Source organism: Dysgonomonas sp. HDW5B, from assembly GCF_011299335.1.
GTDB lineage: Bacteria > Bacteroidota > Bacteroidia > Bacteroidales > Dysgonomonadaceae > Dysgonomonas_A.
The window spans coordinates 2,323,245-2,343,354 of sequence record NZ_CP049858.1 but is presented as its reverse complement, the minus strand read 5'-3'; the positions used below and the strand labels follow the sequence as shown (position 1 = coordinate 2,343,354).

At 35.6% G+C, this 20,110-nt stretch carries 19 protein-coding genes; 15 read left to right on the top strand and 4 right to left on the bottom strand.

All coding sequences use genetic code 11. The annotated features are described in order from the left end of the window. Nucleotides 1-28: 28 nt before the first annotated feature. On the bottom strand, nt 29-790 hold the full coding sequence (locus G7051_RS09525; protein ID WP_166114300.1) for a rhomboid family intramembrane serine protease: 762 nt from the start codon (nt 788-790) through the stop codon (nt 29-31). Between the two features lie 229 nt (nt 791-1,019). On the opposite strand from G7051_RS09525, the gene G7051_RS09520 reads away from it, so the two are divergent. From G7051_RS09520 to G7051_RS09495, 6 genes are all read left to right on the top strand, one after another. Further along, nucleotides 1,020-1,286: an HU family DNA-binding protein gene (locus G7051_RS09520; RefSeq protein WP_166114297.1), complete on the top strand. Its 267-nt coding sequence runs from the start codon at nt 1,020-1,022 to the stop codon at nt 1,284-1,286. Between the two features lie 384 nt (nt 1,287-1,670). Further along, nucleotides 1,671-3,470, top strand: a complete 1,800-nt coding sequence (gene argS / locus G7051_RS09515; protein ID WP_166199883.1) for an arginine--tRNA ligase — start codon at nt 1,671-1,673, stop codon at nt 3,468-3,470. A gap of 285 nt (nt 3,471-3,755) precedes the next feature. Beyond that, a complete protein-coding gene (locus G7051_RS09510) occupies nt 3,756-4,310 on the top strand; it encodes a PspC domain-containing protein (RefSeq protein WP_166199881.1) in 555 nt (184 codons plus the stop codon). A gap of 74 nt (nt 4,311-4,384) precedes the next feature. Continuing rightward, nucleotides 4,385-4,741, top strand: a complete 357-nt coding sequence (locus G7051_RS09505) for a PadR family transcriptional regulator (RefSeq protein ID WP_166199879.1) — start codon at nt 4,385-4,387, stop codon at nt 4,739-4,741. A 123-nt stretch (nt 4,742-4,864) separates the two neighbouring features. After that, nucleotides 4,865-6,295: a PspC domain-containing protein gene (locus G7051_RS09500; protein WP_166199877.1), complete on the top strand. Its 1,431-nt coding sequence runs from the start codon at nt 4,865-4,867 to the stop codon at nt 6,293-6,295. 92 nt (nt 6,296-6,387) lie between these two features. Continuing rightward, on the top strand, nt 6,388-6,858 hold the full coding sequence (locus G7051_RS09495) for a DUF3836 domain-containing protein (RefSeq protein ID WP_166199875.1): 471 nt from the start codon (nt 6,388-6,390) through the stop codon (nt 6,856-6,858). A gap of 80 nt (nt 6,859-6,938) precedes the next feature. On the opposite strand, the gene dusB is transcribed toward G7051_RS09495, so the two are convergent. After that, the gene (gene dusB / locus G7051_RS09490; protein WP_166199873.1) at nt 6,939-7,925 is read right to left on the bottom strand and encodes a tRNA dihydrouridine synthase DusB; all 987 of its coding nucleotides are present in this window, start codon (nt 7,923-7,925) and stop codon (nt 6,939-6,941) included. A gap of 1,044 nt (nt 7,926-8,969) precedes the next feature. Here dusB and G7051_RS09485 point away from each other — a divergent pair. From G7051_RS09485 to G7051_RS09470, 4 genes are all read left to right on the top strand, one after another. Then, entirely contained in the window at nt 8,970-9,815 is an 846-nt protein-coding gene (locus G7051_RS09485) for a prephenate dehydratase (protein WP_166199871.1), read from the top strand. A 96-nt stretch (nt 9,816-9,911) separates the two neighbouring features. Then, nucleotides 9,912-11,084: a pyridoxal phosphate-dependent aminotransferase gene (locus tag G7051_RS09480; RefSeq protein ID WP_166199869.1), complete on the top strand. Its 1,173-nt coding sequence runs from the start codon at nt 9,912-9,914 to the stop codon at nt 11,082-11,084. 10 nt (nt 11,085-11,094) lie between these two features. Further along, nucleotides 11,095-11,646 (top strand): GNAT family N-acetyltransferase, encoded by a 552-nt coding sequence (locus tag G7051_RS09475; protein ID WP_166114270.1) that lies wholly within the window; start codon nt 11,095-11,097, stop codon nt 11,644-11,646. A 113-nt stretch (nt 11,647-11,759) separates the two neighbouring features. Next, on the top strand, nt 11,760-12,821 hold the full coding sequence (locus tag G7051_RS09470) for a bifunctional 3-deoxy-7-phosphoheptulonate synthase/chorismate mutase type II (RefSeq protein WP_166114267.1): 1,062 nt from the start codon (nt 11,760-11,762) through the stop codon (nt 12,819-12,821). 77 nt (nt 12,822-12,898) lie between these two features. On the opposite strand, the gene G7051_RS09465 is transcribed toward G7051_RS09470, so the two are convergent. Continuing rightward, nucleotides 12,899-14,137: a BamA/TamA family outer membrane protein gene (locus G7051_RS09465; RefSeq protein ID WP_221412903.1), complete on the bottom strand. Its 1,239-nt coding sequence runs from the start codon at nt 14,135-14,137 to the stop codon at nt 12,899-12,901. A 246-nt stretch (nt 14,138-14,383) separates the two neighbouring features. On the opposite strand from G7051_RS09465, the gene G7051_RS09460 reads away from it, so the two are divergent. Next, complete coding sequence (locus G7051_RS09460) at nt 14,384-15,157, top strand: prephenate dehydrogenase/arogenate dehydrogenase family protein (RefSeq protein ID WP_166199867.1); 774 nt, start codon at nt 14,384-14,386, stop codon at nt 15,155-15,157. Between the two features lie 102 nt (nt 15,158-15,259). Here the strand turns inward: G7051_RS09460 and sufB are convergent, their stop codons facing one another. Next, nucleotides 15,260-16,708, bottom strand: a complete 1,449-nt coding sequence (sufB, locus tag G7051_RS09455) for a Fe-S cluster assembly protein SufB (protein WP_166114258.1) — start codon at nt 16,706-16,708, stop codon at nt 15,260-15,262. Nucleotides 16,709-17,033: 325 nt separating this feature from the next. Between sufB and G7051_RS09450 the strand changes: the two genes are divergently transcribed. The 4 genes from G7051_RS09450 to truB all read left to right on the top strand — a co-directional run bounded on the left by G7051_RS09450 (nt 17,034) and on the right by truB (nt 19,892). Then, the gene (locus tag G7051_RS09450) at nt 17,034-17,912 is read left to right on the top strand and encodes an ABC transporter permease (protein ID WP_166114255.1); all 879 of its coding nucleotides are present in this window, start codon (nt 17,034-17,036) and stop codon (nt 17,910-17,912) included. A gap of 100 nt (nt 17,913-18,012) precedes the next feature. Then, nucleotides 18,013-18,279 (top strand): DUF3098 domain-containing protein, encoded by a 267-nt coding sequence (locus tag G7051_RS09445; RefSeq protein WP_166114252.1) that lies wholly within the window; start codon nt 18,013-18,015, stop codon nt 18,277-18,279. A gap of 40 nt (nt 18,280-18,319) precedes the next feature. After that, nucleotides 18,320-19,114, top strand: coding sequence for an undecaprenyl-diphosphate phosphatase (locus tag G7051_RS09440; RefSeq protein WP_166114249.1), 795 nt, complete (start codon nt 18,320-18,322; stop codon nt 19,112-19,114). Nucleotides 19,115-19,205: 91 nt separating this feature from the next. After that, nucleotides 19,206-19,892, top strand: a complete 687-nt coding sequence (truB, locus tag G7051_RS09435) for a tRNA pseudouridine(55) synthase TruB (protein ID WP_166199865.1) — start codon at nt 19,206-19,208, stop codon at nt 19,890-19,892. The last annotated feature ends 218 nt before the right edge of the window (nt 19,893-20,110 follow it).

The window sequence follows — 20,110 nt, the reverse complement described above, 5'->3', positions numbered from 1 at the left end:
ATCTAAATAATAAACAAAGTCCGGGACATTAATAAAACTTCCCGTCTCTTTTATTATTTCTTTTCCAAAATAACACCAATAGAAACCCGGTTAATAGTCCTCCCAAGTGAGCAAAATGGGCTACATTATCTCCGGCTCTATCCCAAACACCCATAAATAATTCGGCAATACCATAAATAATAACAAAGTATTTTGCCTTAATTGGTATAGGTAAAAACAGAAGGATCAGCTCTACATTCGGAAATATCATACCGAATGCAACCAGAATACCAAATACAGCACCGGATGCACCTATCATTGTCTGATTTAAAAGTCCGTTGAATTCTCCTAATAGCGGATCAGCATAGTTACGTCCTGTGCTTATCAACTCAGCTCCATTTCGATATACCTCAGCAAGCATTTCGGGAGACAAGCCACTTTCAACAGAATTGATACGGAAATAAACAACCAGCATATTAAATAATGCTGCCCCTATACCGGTTATTATATAGTAAAACAGGAATTTTTTTCCACCCCAAACCATCTCCAATGTTCGTCCAAACATAAAAACGGCAAACATATTAAAGAACAAGTGTGTAATTCCTGATGAATCATGCAAGAACATATAGGTTAGAATCTGGTGGGGATAAAAAAGGTCAGACTTAAAATAGTGAAGTCCTAAATAGGTCGTAATATCTATTCCCTTGTTAGCAAATACAATCTGTGCCAGCCAGAACAATACATTTATAATTATCAAGTTGAGTGTAACCGGTGGTACCGACCCAAACATTCCTCCTCTATTCTGATTCATATTATTTTGTATACTCTAAATTTAGACAAATTTACGTATATTTTTCGTTTGACCACCTCTAAGTCATCCAGTTTGGCTTTTTTTTAGCTTAAAACGCCTTTCTGAGGCTGTTTTTTTAGTTTTTTTTTTGATAGTTACTAAACTATAATCTATATTTGGTGTTTAAATATGTAAGTAAGTCGTTAAAATACAGTTTAATTAATTAATTTATTTTTTTTATTGCAATATTATGAATAAAACTGAACTGATTAATGCTATTTCAGAAAAAGCTGGACTAAGCAAAGTGGACTCTAAGAAAGCACTAGATGCATTTATTGAAACAGTAGGTGCTGAGTTGAAAAAAGGTGAAAAAATTGCACTTGTAGGATTCGGTACATACTCTGTATCAGAAAAAGCTGCAAGAAAGGGTATCAATCCTAGAACTAAAGCTACAATTGATATTCCTGCAAAAAAAGTGGTTAAATTTAAAGCGGGAGCTGAATTATCTGACCTGTAAATCGCTGCAAAAAGATTTAGAAAGTGGAAAGAGAGATAATCTTTTTCCGCTTTTTTTATATCCTATTCAGCCTGATCCAACAAGAATATTTTCAATGTAGGGGCGTATTGCATACACCCCTACGCATAAGCCGTTAGATGTTTCAATAATTATTCTTGGTAACTTATTATAGTATACCTCGCAAAGAAAATCACATCCACCTCACACAATATAAGTTGCTTTGTTTATTATACTTGCAAAGCAATAAAAAGAGACAAGACCTTATCTTTTCAATCATTTTTTGTAGATTTGCACCTTCGAAATTATCAGGGTAAGCCAGTAAATACCTACAAAGTAACAAATCGGTCTGAGAACCTAAATTTAAAAGACGAAACATTTTCAAGAATGAAAGTAGAACAAACAATACTTGCAAGTATTATTTCAGCAATCAAGAATTTATATAATACAGAAGTAGACAGCTCTTTGGTTCAACTCCAAAAAACGAGAAAAGAATTTAAAGGACACCTTACTCTTGTAGCATTTCCTTTTCTGAAAATATCAAAAAAAGGACCTGAACAAACTGCTCAGGAGATTGGCGAGTGGCTTAAGGCTAACAGTACCGAAGTTACCGACTTTAATGTTGTAAAAGGATTTTTAAATCTGGAGATAAATTCATCCAGTTGGATTGATTTACTTTCTGAAATAAATTCAGATCCAAATTACGGGACAGTACAAGCGACAGATAATTCGCCATTGGTAATGATTGAATACTCATCACCCAATACAAATAAACCGCTCCATTTAGGTCATATCCGTAACAACCTATTGGGATTTGCTCTTGCCGAAGTACTAAAAGCAAACGGAAACAAAGTAAAGAAAACCAATATTGTTAACGACAGAGGGATTCATATATGTAAATCGATGCTTGCATGGAAAAAATGGGGCAACGGAGCAACTCCCGAATCGACAGCAAAAAAAGGAGATCATCTGGTTGGCGAATATTATGTACTGTTTGACAAACATTATAAAGCTGAGCTAGATAAACTGCAAAGCGGAGGATTGTCGAAAGAAGAAGCCGAAGCTAAATCGCAATTAATGGCCGAAGCTCGTGAAATGCTAAGAATGTGGGAGGCAGGAGATACCGAAACTGTAGAGCTATGGAAAATGATGAACAGTTGGGTATATGCCGGATTTGATGAGACCTACAAAGTATTAGGAGTTGATTTCGACAAAATATATTACGAATCTGAAACATATATAGACGGAAAAGAGAAAGTTCTCGAAGGTCTTGAAAAAAATATATTCTATAAAAAAGAAGATGGCTCAGTATGGGTTGATCTTTCGGCAGAAGGCCTTGACCAAAAACTACTTCTTCGGGGCGATGGCACATCGGTATATATGACTCAGGACATAGGTACTGCAAAACTTCGTTACGATGACTACCCTATCGACAAGATGGTTTATGTGGTAGGAAACGAGCAAAATTACCATTTTCAGGTACTATCTATTATCTTGGACAAACTGGGATTCCAATTTGGAAAAGACCTTGTTCACTTTTCGTACGGAATGGTTGAACTTCCCAAAGGTATGGGACGCATGAAATCGAGAGAGGGAACAGTAGTAGATGCTGACGATCTGGTTGAAGAAATGATAAATACGGCACGCGAAACATCTGACGAATTAGGCAAGTTAGACAATTGCACACAAGAAGAGGCTGCTAATATTGCCCGCATAGTTGGTTTAGGCGCATTAAAATATTTCATCCTGAAAGTTGATCCTAAAAAGAATATGGTATTCAATCCGGCGGAATCTATAGATTTTAACGGAAATACCGGCCCATTCATTCAGTATACTTATGCACGTATCCAATCGGTATTAAGAAAAGCGGCAGAACAAGGACTTGTGATTCCAGATACACTTGCACCAAATACAGTTCTTACTGATAAAGAAATAGCACTTATTCAACTTACAGCAGAATATGCAAGCACTCTAAAACAAGCCGGAGACGAATACAATCCTGCCCTTATTGCAAATTATGTGTATGAATTAGTAAAAGAATACAATCAGTTCTATCACGACCACTCCATCTTGAAAGAGGAAGATAAAGATATAAAATATCTAAGGCTGACTTTATCGGCAAATGTTGCTAAAATCGTAAAAAACGCAATGCAGTTATTAGGAATTGAAGTTCCCGATAGAATGTAAAGTATAAGAATATCTATTTTCCTTTAATTAGGGAGATAGTATATAGACGAAAAAAGAGGAGATATAGATTAATATATCTCCTCTTTTTTCGCCCATATAGTTAATTAAAGTTAAATAAAAAAAACAGACATAACACCCAAAAAGCTATATAACAACACATTAAACACAAACCCATTACCCAGTACAAGACACAGGATGGTATTATGTATTGCAGAGTACTAAATTAATTACATATATTTGTATAACATAAATCATTGCATAAGATAACATATAAAAAATACAGATATGAAAAAAGTTGTAGAAGTAAATATAGGAGGAGTCAACTTTACGATTGAGGATGATTCATACATCCAATTAAAGACTTACTTAGCAAGATTCGAGGCTTCACTTCCTTTAGAAGATGCAAAAGAAATAATGGAAGATGTAGAAGCCAGAGTTGCTGAAATATTTCAAAAAGAAGTTCGATATCCAAACCAAGTTATTGGATCCGATTCTGTAAAAAAGGTAATTGAATGCTTGGGTGAAGTAAATTCAAACACAAATACGAGTAATCAATCTCAAACAAAAACTGAAAATAAAATGAGAACAGGAAAAAAATTATATCGCAACATGGATGACAAAGTATTTGCAGGAGTTTGTAGTGGACTTGCCTCGTACTTTGATATAGATGTCACCCTAATCAGAGTCATTTTTGTTATAGTATTCATTTTGGGAGGCTCTGCATTCTTTGCTTACATCATACTCTGGGTGGTTATGCCTAAAGCAACAACAGTGATTCAAAAGATGGAAATGAACGGAGATCCTATAACTCCCGAGAATCTGAGAAACTATTCAAAATAAGAAATCAGATCACTCGAATTATTTTAAACAATCCGTGTAAGCCAGCAAAGTTTTACACACTTAAAATTAGCAATATGGAACCAATTAATGTAGATAATATAAAAGCTCAAATGAGAAAAGGGATTCTCGAATATTGTATTCTCAGCATACTGTCCGAAGGGGATGCTTATGCTTCTGCAATAATAAATGAACTGAAAGAATCTGAAATGATTGTAGTTGAAGGAACCCTATATCCTTTACTAACCAGACAAAAAAATCAGGAGTTACTTTCATACCGTTGGGAAGAATCAACCCAAGGGCCTCCCCGCAAATACTACTCCATCACAGACAGAGGTAGAGCCGTATTAGCAGAGCTGGATAATGTATGGACAGATCTTGTAAATACAATCGCCCGAATCAGAAAAAACAAATCCGTAGATATTCAAGAGTAATATACGTAATGGTAATTATTTAATGCAACATTATTCGAATGCAATGATTAGTAGCATTCATAATTACCAAAGCAATAAAAGGTCTGAGACCTTACAAACAGAACACATATAAAAAATACCACAATGAAAGAAACAATAAAAGCCAGCATAGGAGGATACGCCTTCACATTAGACGCAGATGCATACGAAATATTGAAATCATATCTCGACAATTTAAAATTCCACTTCGAGAATAAAGAAGATGGCCATGAGATCATTTCTGATATAGAAGCACGTATGTGCGAACTCCTACAGATGAAAGCCAGTAAAGATGAAAGCATAATCACAATTGAAGATGCTAGAAGTATTATTGAAATAATGGGAAATCCTGTAGATTTCGAAGAGGAGGCTCCCGATAATACAAGCATAGATGATAATTCAAACAAATATCAAAAGCCTGAGAATACAATAATCAGCAAGAAACTCTACAGGGACCCCGAAAATGGAATTATGGGAGGGGTATGTGCAGGACTTGCAAAATACTTTCATGTAGATGTCGTATTAATACGAATCGGCTATGCAGCCAGTATTGCCTTAGCCGGATTTATTGCTGATAAACTGGGTGCTTATATTTTTACCTCCTACTTCCTGCTATGGATAGCTATGCCCAAAGCTAAGACATTCGCGCAAAAGTTGGCTATGTCGGGAGCAGATCCGAGTATTGAAGCAATAGAAAACCGAACCGCTAAAATATCGAGACGCAGAGAAAGCCGCATAGGAAGTGTCTTAGGATCTATCATCAAAGCTGCAAGCGGAACTATTGTATTCATGATCGGTATAGCCATTGCATTAGCCGGAGGCTTTACCATATTTTTCCCGGCAGCATTAGATCTGCCTTCTATTTCTGAAGTATTAAGCATATTTGGTTTATACTCTGCCAATATGAATATTACCTTAGCAATAATCTGGTTCTTACCGGCTGCCTGCTTATTGTATTTAGGAATAATAATATGTACAAAGATTACACCTAAAGACTTTGTTATATTCGGCATAGCATTATTAATCTGGATTGGAGCATGCTCATACCTTGGCGTTATTTCGGCAAAACAAGCTAAAAACTACAAAGAACATGCAAATTTCGTTGAAAAGGTAGATATAAATACTCCGTCAGACACACTCTATGTACAATTACACAAAGATGTGCAAAATGCATACAGATGGAAAAATGGAAATAATGAATTGTATACATTGGATGGAGATCCAAAGTCATGGTTTATCTTCCCCGGAGTTCAAGTAAATCAAGATACGATTTATAAGAACTTTGAAATAAAAATTAAGAAAACAGCTTTTGATAAGAATTATCAATTGGCAAAAACAAAGGCTACAGAAGCTCAGCTTAATTATAACATTCAGGATTCTTTGGTACTGATCAATCCTCATTTATACAACAGGAATAATCCTTGGAATCGTGAATTCTTCGAAATCGAAATCAATTGTCCAATCAATAAAACCGTTATAATAGATGAACCTATCAACTACGGGAAACATTATTTCGACAATTGGGATATCGATTAAAAAATAATGCAAAAAAAGTAGACATGTGTGTAACGAATACCGCCTTTTAGGAGTCTTACATATAAAGAGCTTAACCACAAAAACTCAAAATCATGAAAACAGCAATAATAGCCCTAAGTATAGCCATATTTGCTCTAGCAGGAAATATAAATAATGCCTTTAGCATGGATAATTTCTACAAAAACGAAGAAATTAATAAAGCCGGACAAATTACCAAGACAACAGTATGCACAGGAGAAGACGGAAAAAACCTGACACCTGTTAAGCAATTCGAGAACAAGTACGACAATAACGGAAAGATACGTGAGAGGATATTATCTGTATGGGATTCCCGACAATCAAAATGGAATGCCAACAAAAAGTATCAATACGAATACACTTTGGATGGACAATTGCAGATGCTTTCGTATACAACATTCAATGACTCAAAAAATGTATGGGAAGGTGAAATAAAATATGCGATGTATATATATAATTCTGAAGGCAACCTTCTGCTTGTTGATTATTTTAATATCGAAAATAAAGATTATGAAGCATTAGCTTCTGACTTTAGCATAAAATAAGATTTTACTACTAACTCAATTTGTGTCGGGTACCAGTTGCGAAACCAGTATCCGACTTTTATTTTCTTATTTATCAAAGATTATTGAAGTCCGAACTCGGCAGGAATAGAATCTAATACACAAAATAGCTCCTCAACAGTAGCAGCTCTCAACATAGCAATACGTGTCTGCTTAAAATCGGGAATACCTTTAAATAAATTACTTGATGCCAAATGCCTGCGGCTATGAATAATACCTCCTCTTTCGCCCGAATGAGCTACATTCTTTTGAATATATTCCTTCAAAATATTTAAGTACCAAACAAAAGATTCTTTTGGTAACAATTCACCTGTCTTTAAATAATGCTTTACCTCTTTAAATATCCATGGATTACCAATGGCCCCACGTCCTATCATCACAGCATCAACACCTGTCTGATCAAAACGAAGCTTACACTGCTCAGGAGTTGTAACATCTCCATTACCAATTATCGGAATATGCATCCGTTGATTATTCTTCACATCAGCAATTAAAGACCAGTCGGCATCATCACGATACATCTGGCTACGTGTCCTGCCATGAATGGTCAAAGCCTGAATACCTACATCTTGTAACTCTTCGGCAAGTTCAACAATTATTTTCGAGTCGTGATCCCATCCTAAACGGGTTTTTAGAGTTACGGGCAATTTAACAGCTTTCACCACTTCACGAGTAATCTCAACCATTAAATCAGGTGTTTTCATCATTCCCGAACCTGCACCTTTTCCTGCGACTTTCTTTACAGGACAACCAAAGTTGATATCTATAATATCGGGCTGAGCTTCTTCACAAATTCTGGCAGCCTCCACCATCGCGTCTACTTCCCGTCCATATATCTGTATAGCCACAGGACGCTCAGCATCGCATATAGTCAGCTTTTCTTTCGTCTTATTCACATGTCTGATAAGGGCGTCACTCGAAACAAACTCCGTATACACCATATCTGCTCCAAACTGTTTACATAATAACCTGAAATCCATGTCGGTTACATCTTCCATTGGAGCCAAAAAAACCGGTTGATCCGAAAAATCTATATTGCTAATTTTCATTATTAAAGTGGGCTAAGGTCAAAGACCTGTTTATTACCTCGATAAGTATAATTATGGCTGACAGCTATAATTAGATAATAGAGGATTAAATATTTACTGTTATTTATTATCCAAAAATCGAAGACAAAGTTATATCTAATTCTTTAATTCTCCATTTTTTTATAAAACTCATCTATTTTATATTGAAAATACAATCCGAGACCACTAATTCTACCTTATGAGAATACAAGGCGATAAAAGTCATCTTTTTCATATAGAAACGAGTAAAAAAACAGAGCAGTTTTCAGCAAATAAAAAGGTGTATACATGATAAAAACCATGGATAAATCGGTCAAAAAAAAGCAAAATACAAAAAGAATATATATACTTTTATATAAATCAATAATACTATAATTATAAAGATACAAGCAATCAAACAAAAAGTTCAATATATTGATATACAGATATTTATATATTATTATACAAATATATAAATCTAAAATAATAAAATAATAAATAGATTTAAGAAACAACAAATTAGAGACTTATTATATACAAACAGAATAGAAAAACAAGATAGAAACAGATAAAGAAACAACCAAGTATTAAACCTCAATTATATAATACAATAATAATCAATAAAAAAACGACAGAAAACCGACAAAAAAAGCTCATTTACAAACCTCAACAATCGCAATTTTATAACATATATAAGTGATCAATAAAAAAATATGAAAAAAGAATTGCATTTATCAAAAAAATATTACTTTTGTCAAATCATTATACCAAAAATAGAACAATGAGAAATTTTTCTTTTGCATACTACTTCTTTTTTTACTTTTACTTTAAAAGGTAAGACAGGATTTTGTATGTAGTAAAGAAAAACAACATAATAGATATATAAAATCCTGTCAAGCTTGACGGGATTTTTTTGTTTTAAGTATTCAAGAAAAATTAAAAACATATTTGAAAGTCATAACTATCAATAGATAGTATACTTATCAAAGCAATGAAAAAGGTCTGAGACCTTAAGTTATATACAAACAAATAACGGAAATTACTCAAATGAGAAAGGTAGCAATTCAAGGAGGACTCGGAGCATATCACGGGATAGCAGCAGAAAATTTCTTTGTTGGTGAAGAGGTTGAAATCGTCCCCTGCATAACATTTAAAGATATCTTTACTTCTATCAAGAAAGATCCGAATATCATCGGGATTATGGCTATTGAAAATACAATAGCAGGCAGCCTTTTGCCAAACTACGAATTGCTAAAGAATAATAAGCTACCGATTGCGGGTGAATACAAGCAACGCGTTTCGCATTGTCTGGCTGTATTGCCCGGGCAGACTATACACGATGTAAAGGAAGTGATTTCGCATCCTATTGCATTAATGCAGTGTGTAGATTTCTTAGAAACCCTACCTAAAGTAAAAGTAGTAGAGCACGAGGACACTGCACTTGCAGCTAAAGATATTAAAGATAAAAATATGCTGGGCACTGCAGCCATATGCAGCACAAGAGCAGCCGAAATATACGGATTGGATATACTAGCGAGGGGAATTGAGACAAATAAGCACAATTTTACTCGCTTTCTTATTTTTGGCAATCGCTGGATTGTGGACGAGATACAAAAAGACGAAGTATTAAATAAATCGTCTATTGTATTTACATTACCACATAACGAGGGCAGTTTATCTCAGGTTTTGTCGGTACTCTCATTTTATCACATCAATCTGACTAAGATACAATCGCTCCCCATCATAGGCAGTGAGTGGGAATATCAATTTTATATTGATGTAAAGTTTGATAATTATGAGCGATACCAACAGGCTTTAAATGCTATACGCCCATTAATCAGCGAATTAAAAATATTGGGGGACTACCCCGAAGGAAGACAAAGTGAATTATAAAGGTCTCTGACTTTTTTCATTGCTTTGATAAGTATACTATCTACTGACAGTTATGACTTTTAGATGCGACATTAAATTGTAACTTTACTTAGAAATATGAGCACAAAACAGATTATTCCGGCAGAACGCCTCAATTCTATTAGCGAATATTATTTCTCGACCAAACTCAAAGAGGTTGCCGAAATGAACGCAGCAGGTAAAAATGTAATAAGCCTGGGAATAGGAAGCCCCGATCTCCCCCCTTCAAAAGAAACGATAGAAGCCTTATGCGAATCGGCTGTACAACCCAATGTTCACGGATATCAACCTTATGTAGGTATTCCTGAACTACGACGTGCTTTCGCTGATTGGTATAAAAAATGGTACAGCGTCGATTTAGACCCGTCTTGCGAAGTTCAGCCACTTATAGGTTCTAAGGAAGGAATCTTACATATTTCTTTGACTTTCCTCAATCCCGGTGACGGAGTACTCGTGCCTAACCCTGGTTATCCGACATACACATCAGTAAGTAATTTGGTGCAAGCTAAAATACACACTTACGATCTGGATGAAAATAACAATTGGCAACCGGATTTCGAAGCTCTCGAAAAAATGAATTTGTCGAATGTAAAGCTTATGTGGGTCAATTACCCTAATATGCCTACGGGAGCAAATGCAACTATTGAATTATACGAGCGCTTGGTTGCTTTCGGCAAAAAACACGGGATCATAATAGTAAATGACAATCCATACAGCTTCATTTTAAATACAAACAGATTAAGCATTCTGCAAATTGAAGGAGCTAAGGATATCTGCATCGAGATGAACTCTCTTAGCAAATCACATAATATGCCGGGCTGGCGTATGGCTATGCTGGCTTCCAATGCTCAATTTGTACAATGGATATTAAAAGTGAAAAGCAATATTGATAGCGGACAGTTCAAACCGGTTCAACTGGCAGCTATTGCAGCACTTAATAATTCGGAAGAGTGGCACACTGAGAATAATATCAACTTATATACAGCTCGCCGTAAATATGCCGAAAAAATAATGAGCAGCCTAGGCTGTACATTTGATCCCAAGCAGGTAGGTTTGTTCTTATGGGGCAAAATACCCGACACCTATAAAGACAGTGCCGAACTGGCGGATAAAGTTCTCTATGAAGCAAATGTATTCCTCACTCCCGGATTTATATTCGGAGATAAAGGTAAACGCTATATACGCATTTCACTTTGTTGTAATGAACAAATGTTGAAGGAAGCATTGGAGAGGGTAAAAAAATTGTCTTAATATTCTGGATATGAAATTTACAGCAATAGAGACAACTCTAAAAAATGGAGAAACTATAGTCATTCGTGAAGCACAGATTGAAGATGCAGCCGAACTGATAACCGTTGTAAAAAAATATATTGAAGAAAGTGAGTTTATTCCCTATGTAGAAGGAGAATTTAATCCGACTTTGGAGGAAGAGGAGAAATGGATACAATCGTTTCTTGATAATGAAAATAGCCTTATATTAGTGGCTACACATCAGGGACACATTATCGGGAACATCAACTTTGGCGGATTACAACAAAAGATAATGTACCATACTGCACGCTTAGGTATGGGGATGTTATCCGAGTGGAAAGGTGTTGGAGTTGGATCGGCACTTCTAGATAATGCTCTACAATGGGCTAAAAGCCATTCACCTTTAGAGATTATATATCTTGAAGTTTATGCTAATAACAAGGCAGGACTGGCATTATATAAAAAATACGGTTTCGAAGAATCGGGAAAACGTAAAGGTATTTTTAAAGTAGACGATAAAACATATATCGACGAAATTATAATGATACAGAAAATAAAATAAGGTCTCAGACCTTTCTGTTACTTTGGCAAGCATAGCAGCTGGCATCAGTTAAAGAATGAGATGTAACAGAAGAACCGGCAAATATTAAAATCAATAATTAAAATAAAAACAAGATGAAATTAGAATCAATTTTACTTCCCGGGGTAGACCCCAAAAGACCTTTCGTTATTGCAGGACCTTGTAGTGCCGAAACTGAAGACCAAGTAATGGAAACTGCTAAACAATTAGCAGCCGACGGCATCAAAGTAATGCGTGCGGGAATATGGAAACCACGTACAAAACCCGGAGGCTTTGAAGGTATCGGAAGCGAAGGACTATCTTGGTTGAAGAGAGTAAAAAAAGAAACAGGAATGTATGTTTCTACAGAAGTTGCAACTCAAAAGCACGTATACGAAGCCTTGAAATATGGAGTAGATTTACTTTGGATAGGTGCTCGTACAACTGCTAATCCTTTTGCTGTACAAGAAATTGCAGAAGCTTTGCAAGGTGTTGACATACCTGTATTGGTAAAAAACCCTGTAAATCCCGATTTAGAATTATGGATCGGTGCATTGGAGCGTTTAAGTAACGTTGGTTTAACCAAACTGGGAGCTATTCACAGAGGATTCAGTTCTTTCGACAAGAAGATATATCGCAACCTTCCACAATGGCATATACCTATCGAATTGAAACGCCGCTACCCAGATCTTCCAATCATTTGTGACCCTAGTCATATTGGTGGCAAACGTGATTTGATTCAACCGCTTTCTCAACAGGCTATGGACTTGAACTTTGAGGGTTTAATCATCGAGACTCATTGCAACCCCGACTGTGCATGGAGTGATGCTTCTCAACAAGTAACTCCTGAGAGATTAAAAGAAATATTAGGTTCTCTGATCATACGTGAAGGCAAACAAACAACTGAAGACTTATCGGCTCTTCGCCGTCAGATTGACGAGGCTGACGATCAATTGCTTGAACTTATCGCCAAACGCATGCGCGTTTCTAAAGAAATCGGTACTTTCAAAAAAGAGCACAATATGACAATTGTACAGACCGATCGTTATGATGAAATTCTAACAAAACGCATTGCTCAAGCTACTGAAATGGATATGAATCCCGAATTCATGCGTGTTATTCTTGAAGCAATACACGAAGAATCAGTAAGAGTGCAGCTGGATATAATGAATAAATAAACATAAAACACTCTCAGTTATTAGATAACTGAGAGTGTTCTTTTCTTACCCAATATAGACAATACATTTCCCTACCACTAAAAAGCTTCATTTAACCCTAAGAAGAATCCTTGAGATCCATTTGTGCCCCATCCATAGTCCAATGTAAGGTTTGTTCGTGCTTTCTCATTCAGCATATAGCGTAATCCTACACCACCAGCCAAATTTATATGGCTAAACAAATTAACATCTTCGGTACGACTACTAGCCGATACTGCATTTACAAAAACAACTCCACCCCATTTATCTTTATCTTTCTGTAAAGGAAAACGATATTCAGATTCTAGATAAACCAAGTCTTCTCCACGAAAACGTCCGAAAGTATAAGCTCTCCCGGATCGACTTGCTGTATCCCAGCCTAAAGCAGGCAAATTCATATAAGGCACATCACCCGATGTTACAAAATTCCCATATAACCAAACCGCAATCAAGTTACGAGGTCGCTCTTCCGATAAATTAAAATAACCTCTATACTCTGTCCACAAAATGGTGTTAGTAGTTGTACTCCCTATAAATTTCGGATTTACCCTCCAATTTATCATAGCATATCGTCCTTTATAAGGATTTGCAGTATTATCTCGACTATCAAATAAAGCATTAAGCGAGATTCCCGAGAGGGCGTAAGATTTTGTACTAATTCCCTTAGATGTATTATAAGCATAGTGATGAGTAATACGATTAGGATCAGACTCAAGATCTAAAAGATGATCATCGATACTCGAAAACATATCCAAATGATAGCCTAAACCTAAGAAAAGACGTGTATCCTGATATCTTTTCAAAAATGTCTGATACAAACGAAAAAAATTGTACTCCATCATTTGCCGTGAAGGCGTTTTTTTATACGGATTGTTTATGTTTACATCCCCTTCACTACCATCAACAAGCAGAGTGTTGCTTCTTGGACCTGTCCCCAAACCATAAGTGGGCTGAGAGGTTACCTGAAAACGGAGATCGGTTAATAAATTCCAGCTATCCTCCGATAAAAAAGCATTTCCTCTAAGGTATGAGATTAATTGATTGTTGGTAGTATATGTCAACGAGCCAACAGCAACTGAAGGACTTGTATTTTTAGGATTACCCATAGTCCACGAAAAGCTAGAGGTAACACCGAACACGATTCCTAAGGTTGGGTTAGCGGCTATTACCGGAATCGGTGTAATGCTTACCCCCTTGCTATAAGAACCCTCTGGTATAGAATCTACCTCTTGCGCACACAAGTTAGCATAACCAATCATTGCAAACGTAATCATGGCTATTATTCTTATTGTCTTCATTTTGTCCGTTTTAGCGTTTCAAATAAAACACTAAAATCAATCGTATTGTTTTACATTTATTTGCTTTTTTTATGAAAAGGGACACACTCATCAAACTTTTCATTCCTTATTTTGAATAGATAAAAACAATATCTTACCTTTGATTAGCGATTATTATAGGATACAAACCAATAATTGAGTGTTTTTTTAACCTAGTAATTCACAAAGAATAACATCACAGAAATAGATTCTTAAAACGGTATAAAAATGAAAATATTAATATTAGGTGCAGGAAAGATGGGATCATTCTTTTCTGATGTATTAAGTTCCAATCATGAGGTTGCTATGTTTGACACCAATCCAGACAGATTGAAATTCACCTACAATGTGGTAAGGATGAGCGATCCGAAAGAAATTTCGGAATTCAATCCGGAGTTAGTTATTAATGCTGCAACCGTTAAGTATACTATCGATGCATTCAAAACTATTCTTCCATATATTAGCGACACTTGTATTATTTCAGATATAGCATCGGTTAAAACCGGGTTACAGGAATTTTATGCTTCGGTAAAACAGCCTTTTGCATCCTCCCACCCGATGTTCGGACCTACTTTTGCAGACTTACGCAATCTGAGTACTCAAAGTGCAATAGTTATATCTGAATCAGCAGAAAAAGGCAAAGCGTTTTTCTTAGATTTATACAAAAGCTTACATCTCCAAGTATTCGAATATACTTTTGACGAGCACGATCAAACCATAGCTTATTCGCTTTCTATTCCTTTTGCTTCAACTTTGGTATTTGCTTCTGTGATGAAACATCAGGAAGCTCCCGGAACAACATTCAAAAGGCATATGGATATAGCCAAAGGACTTCTATCGGAAGATGATTTTCTTTTGACTGAGATTTTATTCAATCCATACACTCCCCAGCAAGTGGAGCAAATAAGAGAAGAACTTGGGCAACTGCTTTCAATCATCGAAAAGAAAGATTCCACAGAGATGTTAGAATTCTTAACTAAAGTGAGAAAAAATATAGAATAAGATCAATATTATTGGGTGAATATTTATTCATCCATACAAAGCAAAAAAAGAGTATTTCAAGATGAAATACTCTTTTCATTTATATCACATAAATTATTTCGATTAACCTACACTTCCCTCCAAACTAATTTGAAGTAATTTTTGAGCTTCTACTGCAAATTCCATTGGCAATTTTTGCATAACCTCCTTTGCATAGCCGTTTACAATGAGTCCTACTGCATCTTCGGTAGCTATACCACGTTGATTACAATAAAAAACCTGATCTTCGCTAATTTTCGAAGTAGTAGCCTCGTGTTCTATAATAGCTGTAGAGTTTGCTATTTCAGAATATGGAAATGTGTGAGCTCCGCATTTATCCCCTAGCAACAAGCTATCGCATTGTGAGTGATTACGGGCATTCTCAGCCTTTGGAGAGACTTTGACCAGCCCTCTATAAGAGTTCTGGCTTTGTCCTGCAGAAATACCTTTCGAAACGATACGGCTTCTGGTATTTTTACCGATGTGAATCATCTTCGTTCCGGTATCAGCTTGTTGATGATGGTTAGTAACTGCAACCGAGTAGAATTCGCCGGTAGAGTTATCCCCTGCCAATATACAAGATGGATACTTCCATGTTATAGCAGAACCTGTTTCGACCTGCGTCCATGATATTTTAGAAGACTCTCCTTTACAAATTCCACGCTTCGTAACAAAGTTGTAAATACCTCCTTTACCATCTTTATCTCCCGGATACCAGTTCTGAACCGTTGAATATTTCACCTCTGCACGATCCATCGCAATTATCTCAACAATAGCAGCATGCAACTGGTTCTCATCTCTCATAGGAGCTGTACAGCCTTCCAAGTAACTTACATACGAATCGTCATCTGCCACCAGTAAGGTTCTCTCAAACTGACCTGTGTTAGCCGCATTGATACGGAAGTAGGTCGAAAGTTCCATCGGACAACGAACTCCTTTTGGGATATAAGCAAACGAACCATCACTAAATACAGCCGAATTTAATGCTGCAAAGTAATTATCTTTGGAGGAAACAACTGTCCCTAAATACTTCTTAACCAATTCGGGATACTCTTGCACCGCTTCTCCGAAAGAACAAAAGATAATTCCTTTTTCAGAAAGCACATCTCTAAAGGTTGTTTTCACCGAAACACTGTCCATTACAACGTCTACAGCCATTCCAACCAACTTCTTCTGTTCGTTTATTGAGATGCCTAACTTATCGAATGTTTTCAACAGTTCAGGATCTACCTGATCCAGACTTTCGGGTGCTATTTTTTGTTTAGGTGCCGAATAATAAATTACATCCTGATAATTTATTTCAGGAATATCTAACTGTGCCCACTCGGGCATCTTCATTGTAAGCCAATGTCTGTAAGCAGTTAAACGGTATTCAAGCAACCATTCAGGCTCGTTTTTTTTAGATGAAATCAGTCTGATAACATCTTCATTCAAACCCTTACCAATGGATTCGTTTTCGATATCTGTTACGAAGCCATATTTATAATCACCGGATGTTATCTCATCCAATATTGTATCTTGATCTTCTTGCATTTTATATTTAATACTTTATTGTAAAATTGAAATTTCTAATAATAAACTTTTTCTATTATCTATGCGAATATATAAAAGATTACACATATATGAAAACAATAAGCCTGCAGGCTTTGTTTTAGAAATAATATAATTTAGATATGAATCGACAAAATTAAGGTATTCTAAGAATCATATTCGCTAGTATTCTGGATTTTTATAATTAAAAAACATAAAAAATGCTACAAAACAGCATTATATTTTGTTTCTTTGCACCAAATTAAGGCGTGAAGTATCTGAACCACTTATATCGAAGATACAAAAATAAAAGCAGAGTAAATATTTTATGTCAAAAAATCGTCAACTAAAGACTACATCTCTATTTGGAACCGGAGTAACTACAACAGTAAGCATTACCCTTGTTTTATTTTTATTGGGATTGACTTTTTTTGTGGCAGTCATGGGACGCGAAATTTCATCTTTCATCAAAGAGAACCTAAGCATAACAATCGAATTATCGGAAGATACAAACGACGCTGCAGCAGCAAAGCTTCAAAAGCAATTAAACGCCAAGCCTTATATAAAATCGGTAACCTTCATCAGTAAAGATGAAATCAAACAGGATCTTATAAAAGAATTAGGGGGCGATCCCGAAGAAATATTAGGCTATACTCCTGCATCTAATTATTTCGATATCACATTAAAATCAGAATATGCCAATATCGACAGCATAAGAGTTGTCGAAAAAAGCCTCAAAGGTCAAAAAATCGTCAAAAGCTTTTTATATAGCGAGGACACCATACAGATGATCAATTCAAACCTGTCAAAATTAGGTACAGGCCTATTGGTTTTGGCAGCTATATTAATGTTTATATCCTTTACACTCATACGAAATACTATCCGCCTTAACATCTACGCAAAACGTTTTTTAATAAACACGATGCAATTGGTAGGAGCTACAAATGGTTTTATTCGCAAGCCTTTTGTTATTAAAGCTATTGGTTATGGTGTAATAGCAGCTATTATAGCCAATATAGGCATTACAGCGTTGATATATACTCTAACAAAAGAATTTCCCGAAATCATTTCGATAATCAAGATCGAAAACCTCGTTGTACTCTATGTGATTGTAATTATACTAGGTATACTTCTTCCACTTCTGGCAACGACATCTGCTGTAAACCGGTATTTAAAAATGAATACGAATAATCTGTATCACGCTTAAAGATCGCAGACTAATTATATTTCTTTGGTAAGCACCGCAGCCAAAGCTTTTTTATTTGAAGAATGCGGTATTTTAATAAATCCTTGTACTTAAAAACAATATGGAAAAGAAAGATTTTGCATTAGGTAAACTTAATTACATAATTTGTGCAGCATCGTTTGCTCTTATTATCATTGGTTTTTTATTAATGACAGGTTCATCAACCAGTATCGAAGGTGGTTTTCAGCCTGATATCTTTAGTACACGACGTATTGTTGTAGGACCAATGGTTTCTTTTTTTGGATTTCTACTGATGATAGTAGGAATATTATATCCAACCAACAAGCAAAAGGAAGATTCTTTATCACAAGACACGCCAAAAGCATAACACTCTAATTAACAATTAAATAAAACATACTATTTAAAGAATGGATACACTACAGACTATTATCATAGCCATTGTAGAAGGGCTTACTGAATTTCTACCAATATCATCAACAGGTCATATGATCATAGCCCAGCAATTATTGGGCATTGAAAGTACAAGCTTTGTAAAAGCATTCACTGTTATTATTCAATTCGGTGCAATATTGTCTGTATTGGTTCTTTACTGGAAACGTTTTTTCCAATCATGGAATTTCTATATAAAATTATTAATCGGTTTTATACCTGCTGCAGTATTAGGGCTTTTGTTCAATGATGTAATTGACGAAATGCTCGAGAATGTATATGTAGTGGCTACAACTCTGGTACTAGGAGGGATTGTTATGCTATTTGTTGACAAATGGTTTAACTCTCCTGACAAGGATAAAGAAATAACATACAAAAATGCTTTTATCATTGGTTGTTTCCAATGTATTGCAATGATTCCCGGAGTATCCCGATCTATGTCAACCATTGTCGGAGGTATGAGCCAAAAGCTGACACGCAAAGCAGCGGCTGAGTTTTCGTTTTTCCTTGCTGTACCAACAATGGCGGCGGCTACAGGATACAAATTACTCAAATTGGTGATGGAACCTGACGGAGTTCAAATTCTTCAGGACAATATGTCAACACTAATTATCGGAAATCTAGTCGCATTTATTGTAGCTATGTTAGCAATTAAATTCTTTATTGGTTATGTAACCAAATACGGATTCAAGTTATTCGGATGGTACAGAATTGCTTTAGGATTGGCAATACTTATTTTCCTATTAACAGGTCATGACCTGAATATTCTATAAGGTACAGACCTATTTTATTACTTTGACAAGTACAACTGATCGTTATAATTAAAATAATGTTGTAGCAAGTACTTGTTTTTATTAAAAACAGATGGATTTCATTTCGGGAGAGATTTTATATATAGATAAGCCTTTAAACTGGACATCATTCGATTTGGTACGAAAATTGCGTAATCGATTATGCAGGGATCTGAAAGTCAAGAAACTGAAAGTCGGCCATGCAGGTACTTTAGATCCTTTGGCAACCGGTGTAATGATTGTTTGCACAGGCAGAAAAACGAAGCTTATCGATACTTTTCAATATCAGGAAAAGGAATATATTGCAACAATTCAATTAGGTGCAACAACTCCTTCTTTTGATCTGGAAACAGAAGTAGATAAAACTTTTCCGACCGAGCATATAACAAAGGAACTGGTAGAAGAAACTCTAAAGTCTTTTTTGGGGCGGATCGAACAAGTACCACCCGCCTATTCGGCTTGTAAAGTGAATGGGGAAAGGGCTTATAATCTGGCACGTAACGGTGAGGAAGTAGAACTTAAACCTAAGGTACTTGTTATAGATGAGATAGAGTTACTCGATTTTGAGAAAGACAGTATAAAGATACGTGTTGTGTGTAGCAAAGGCACTTATATCAGAGCTTTAGCACGAGATATCGGAGAAGCCCTTCAATCGGGCGGACATCTTACAGGTCTTATTCGCACAAGAATCGGAGAGGTAACTCTCGACCAATGTATGAAAGCTGAGGATATAGACAATATTACTCAATCCATAGATTGATTGACAGATATTAATGCGAATATTTATCTATCTATAATAGGGATAGTGATTAAATAGGTTACATTAATAAGAAGAAAAAAAGGTCAGAAAAAAGTGTCACTTTTGTAACCTTTGTAATCTTTTCAATCATTACCTTTTGAATTACAATGATTTAGAAAATTCGCAAAAGTTACACTTTTTAGTCATTTACGAGTCACTTTTGTTTACTTGTTGTAACT

Bases quoted from the DNA above. Each gene is read 5' to 3' on its own strand.
- G7051_RS09465 (WP_221412903.1), bottom strand. From the start codon at position 14,137: ATGAAGACAATAAGAATAATAGCCATGATTACGTTTGCAATGATTGGT.
- G7051_RS09460 (WP_166199867.1), top strand. From the start codon at position 14,384: ATGAAAATATTAATATTAGGTGCAGGAAAGATGGGATCATTCTTTTCT.
- G7051_RS09505 (WP_166199879.1), top strand. From the start codon at position 4,385: ATGGAACCAATTAATGTAGATAATATAAAAGCTCAAATGAGAAAAGGG.
- G7051_RS09485 (WP_166199871.1), top strand. From the start codon at position 8,970: ATGAGAAAGGTAGCAATTCAAGGAGGACTCGGAGCATATCACGGGATA.
- truB (WP_166199865.1), top strand. From the start codon at position 19,206: ATGGATTTCATTTCGGGAGAGATTTTATATATAGATAAGCCTTTAAAC.
- argS (WP_166199883.1), top strand. From the start codon at position 1,671: ATGAAAGTAGAACAAACAATACTTGCAAGTATTATTTCAGCAATCAAG.
- G7051_RS09525 (WP_166114300.1), bottom strand. From the start codon at position 790: ATGAATCAGAATAGAGGAGGAATGTTTGGGTCGGTACCACCGGTTACA.
- G7051_RS09475 (WP_166114270.1), top strand. From the start codon at position 11,095: ATGAAATTTACAGCAATAGAGACAACTCTAAAAAATGGAGAAACTATA.
- G7051_RS09445 (WP_166114252.1), top strand. From the start codon at position 18,013: ATGGAAAAGAAAGATTTTGCATTAGGTAAACTTAATTACATAATTTGT.
- G7051_RS09450 (WP_166114255.1), top strand. From the start codon at position 17,034: ATGTCAAAAAATCGTCAACTAAAGACTACATCTCTATTTGGAACCGGA.
- G7051_RS09480 (WP_166199869.1), top strand. From the start codon at position 9,912: ATGAGCACAAAACAGATTATTCCGGCAGAACGCCTCAATTCTATTAGC.
- G7051_RS09440 (WP_166114249.1), top strand. From the start codon at position 18,320: ATGGATACACTACAGACTATTATCATAGCCATTGTAGAAGGGCTTACT.
- G7051_RS09495 (WP_166199875.1), top strand. From the start codon at position 6,388: ATGAAAACAGCAATAATAGCCCTAAGTATAGCCATATTTGCTCTAGCA.
- G7051_RS09520 (WP_166114297.1), top strand. From the start codon at position 1,020: ATGAATAAAACTGAACTGATTAATGCTATTTCAGAAAAAGCTGGACTA.
- G7051_RS09510 (WP_166199881.1), top strand. From the start codon at position 3,756: ATGAAAAAAGTTGTAGAAGTAAATATAGGAGGAGTCAACTTTACGATT.
- G7051_RS09470 (WP_166114267.1), top strand. From the start codon at position 11,760: ATGAAATTAGAATCAATTTTACTTCCCGGGGTAGACCCCAAAAGACCT.
- G7051_RS09500 (WP_166199877.1), top strand. From the start codon at position 4,865: ATGAAAGAAACAATAAAAGCCAGCATAGGAGGATACGCCTTCACATTA.
- dusB (WP_166199873.1), bottom strand. From the start codon at position 7,925: ATGAAAATTAGCAATATAGATTTTTCGGATCAACCGGTTTTTTTGGCT.
- sufB (WP_166114258.1), bottom strand. From the start codon at position 16,708: ATGCAAGAAGATCAAGATACAATATTGGATGAGATAACATCCGGTGAT.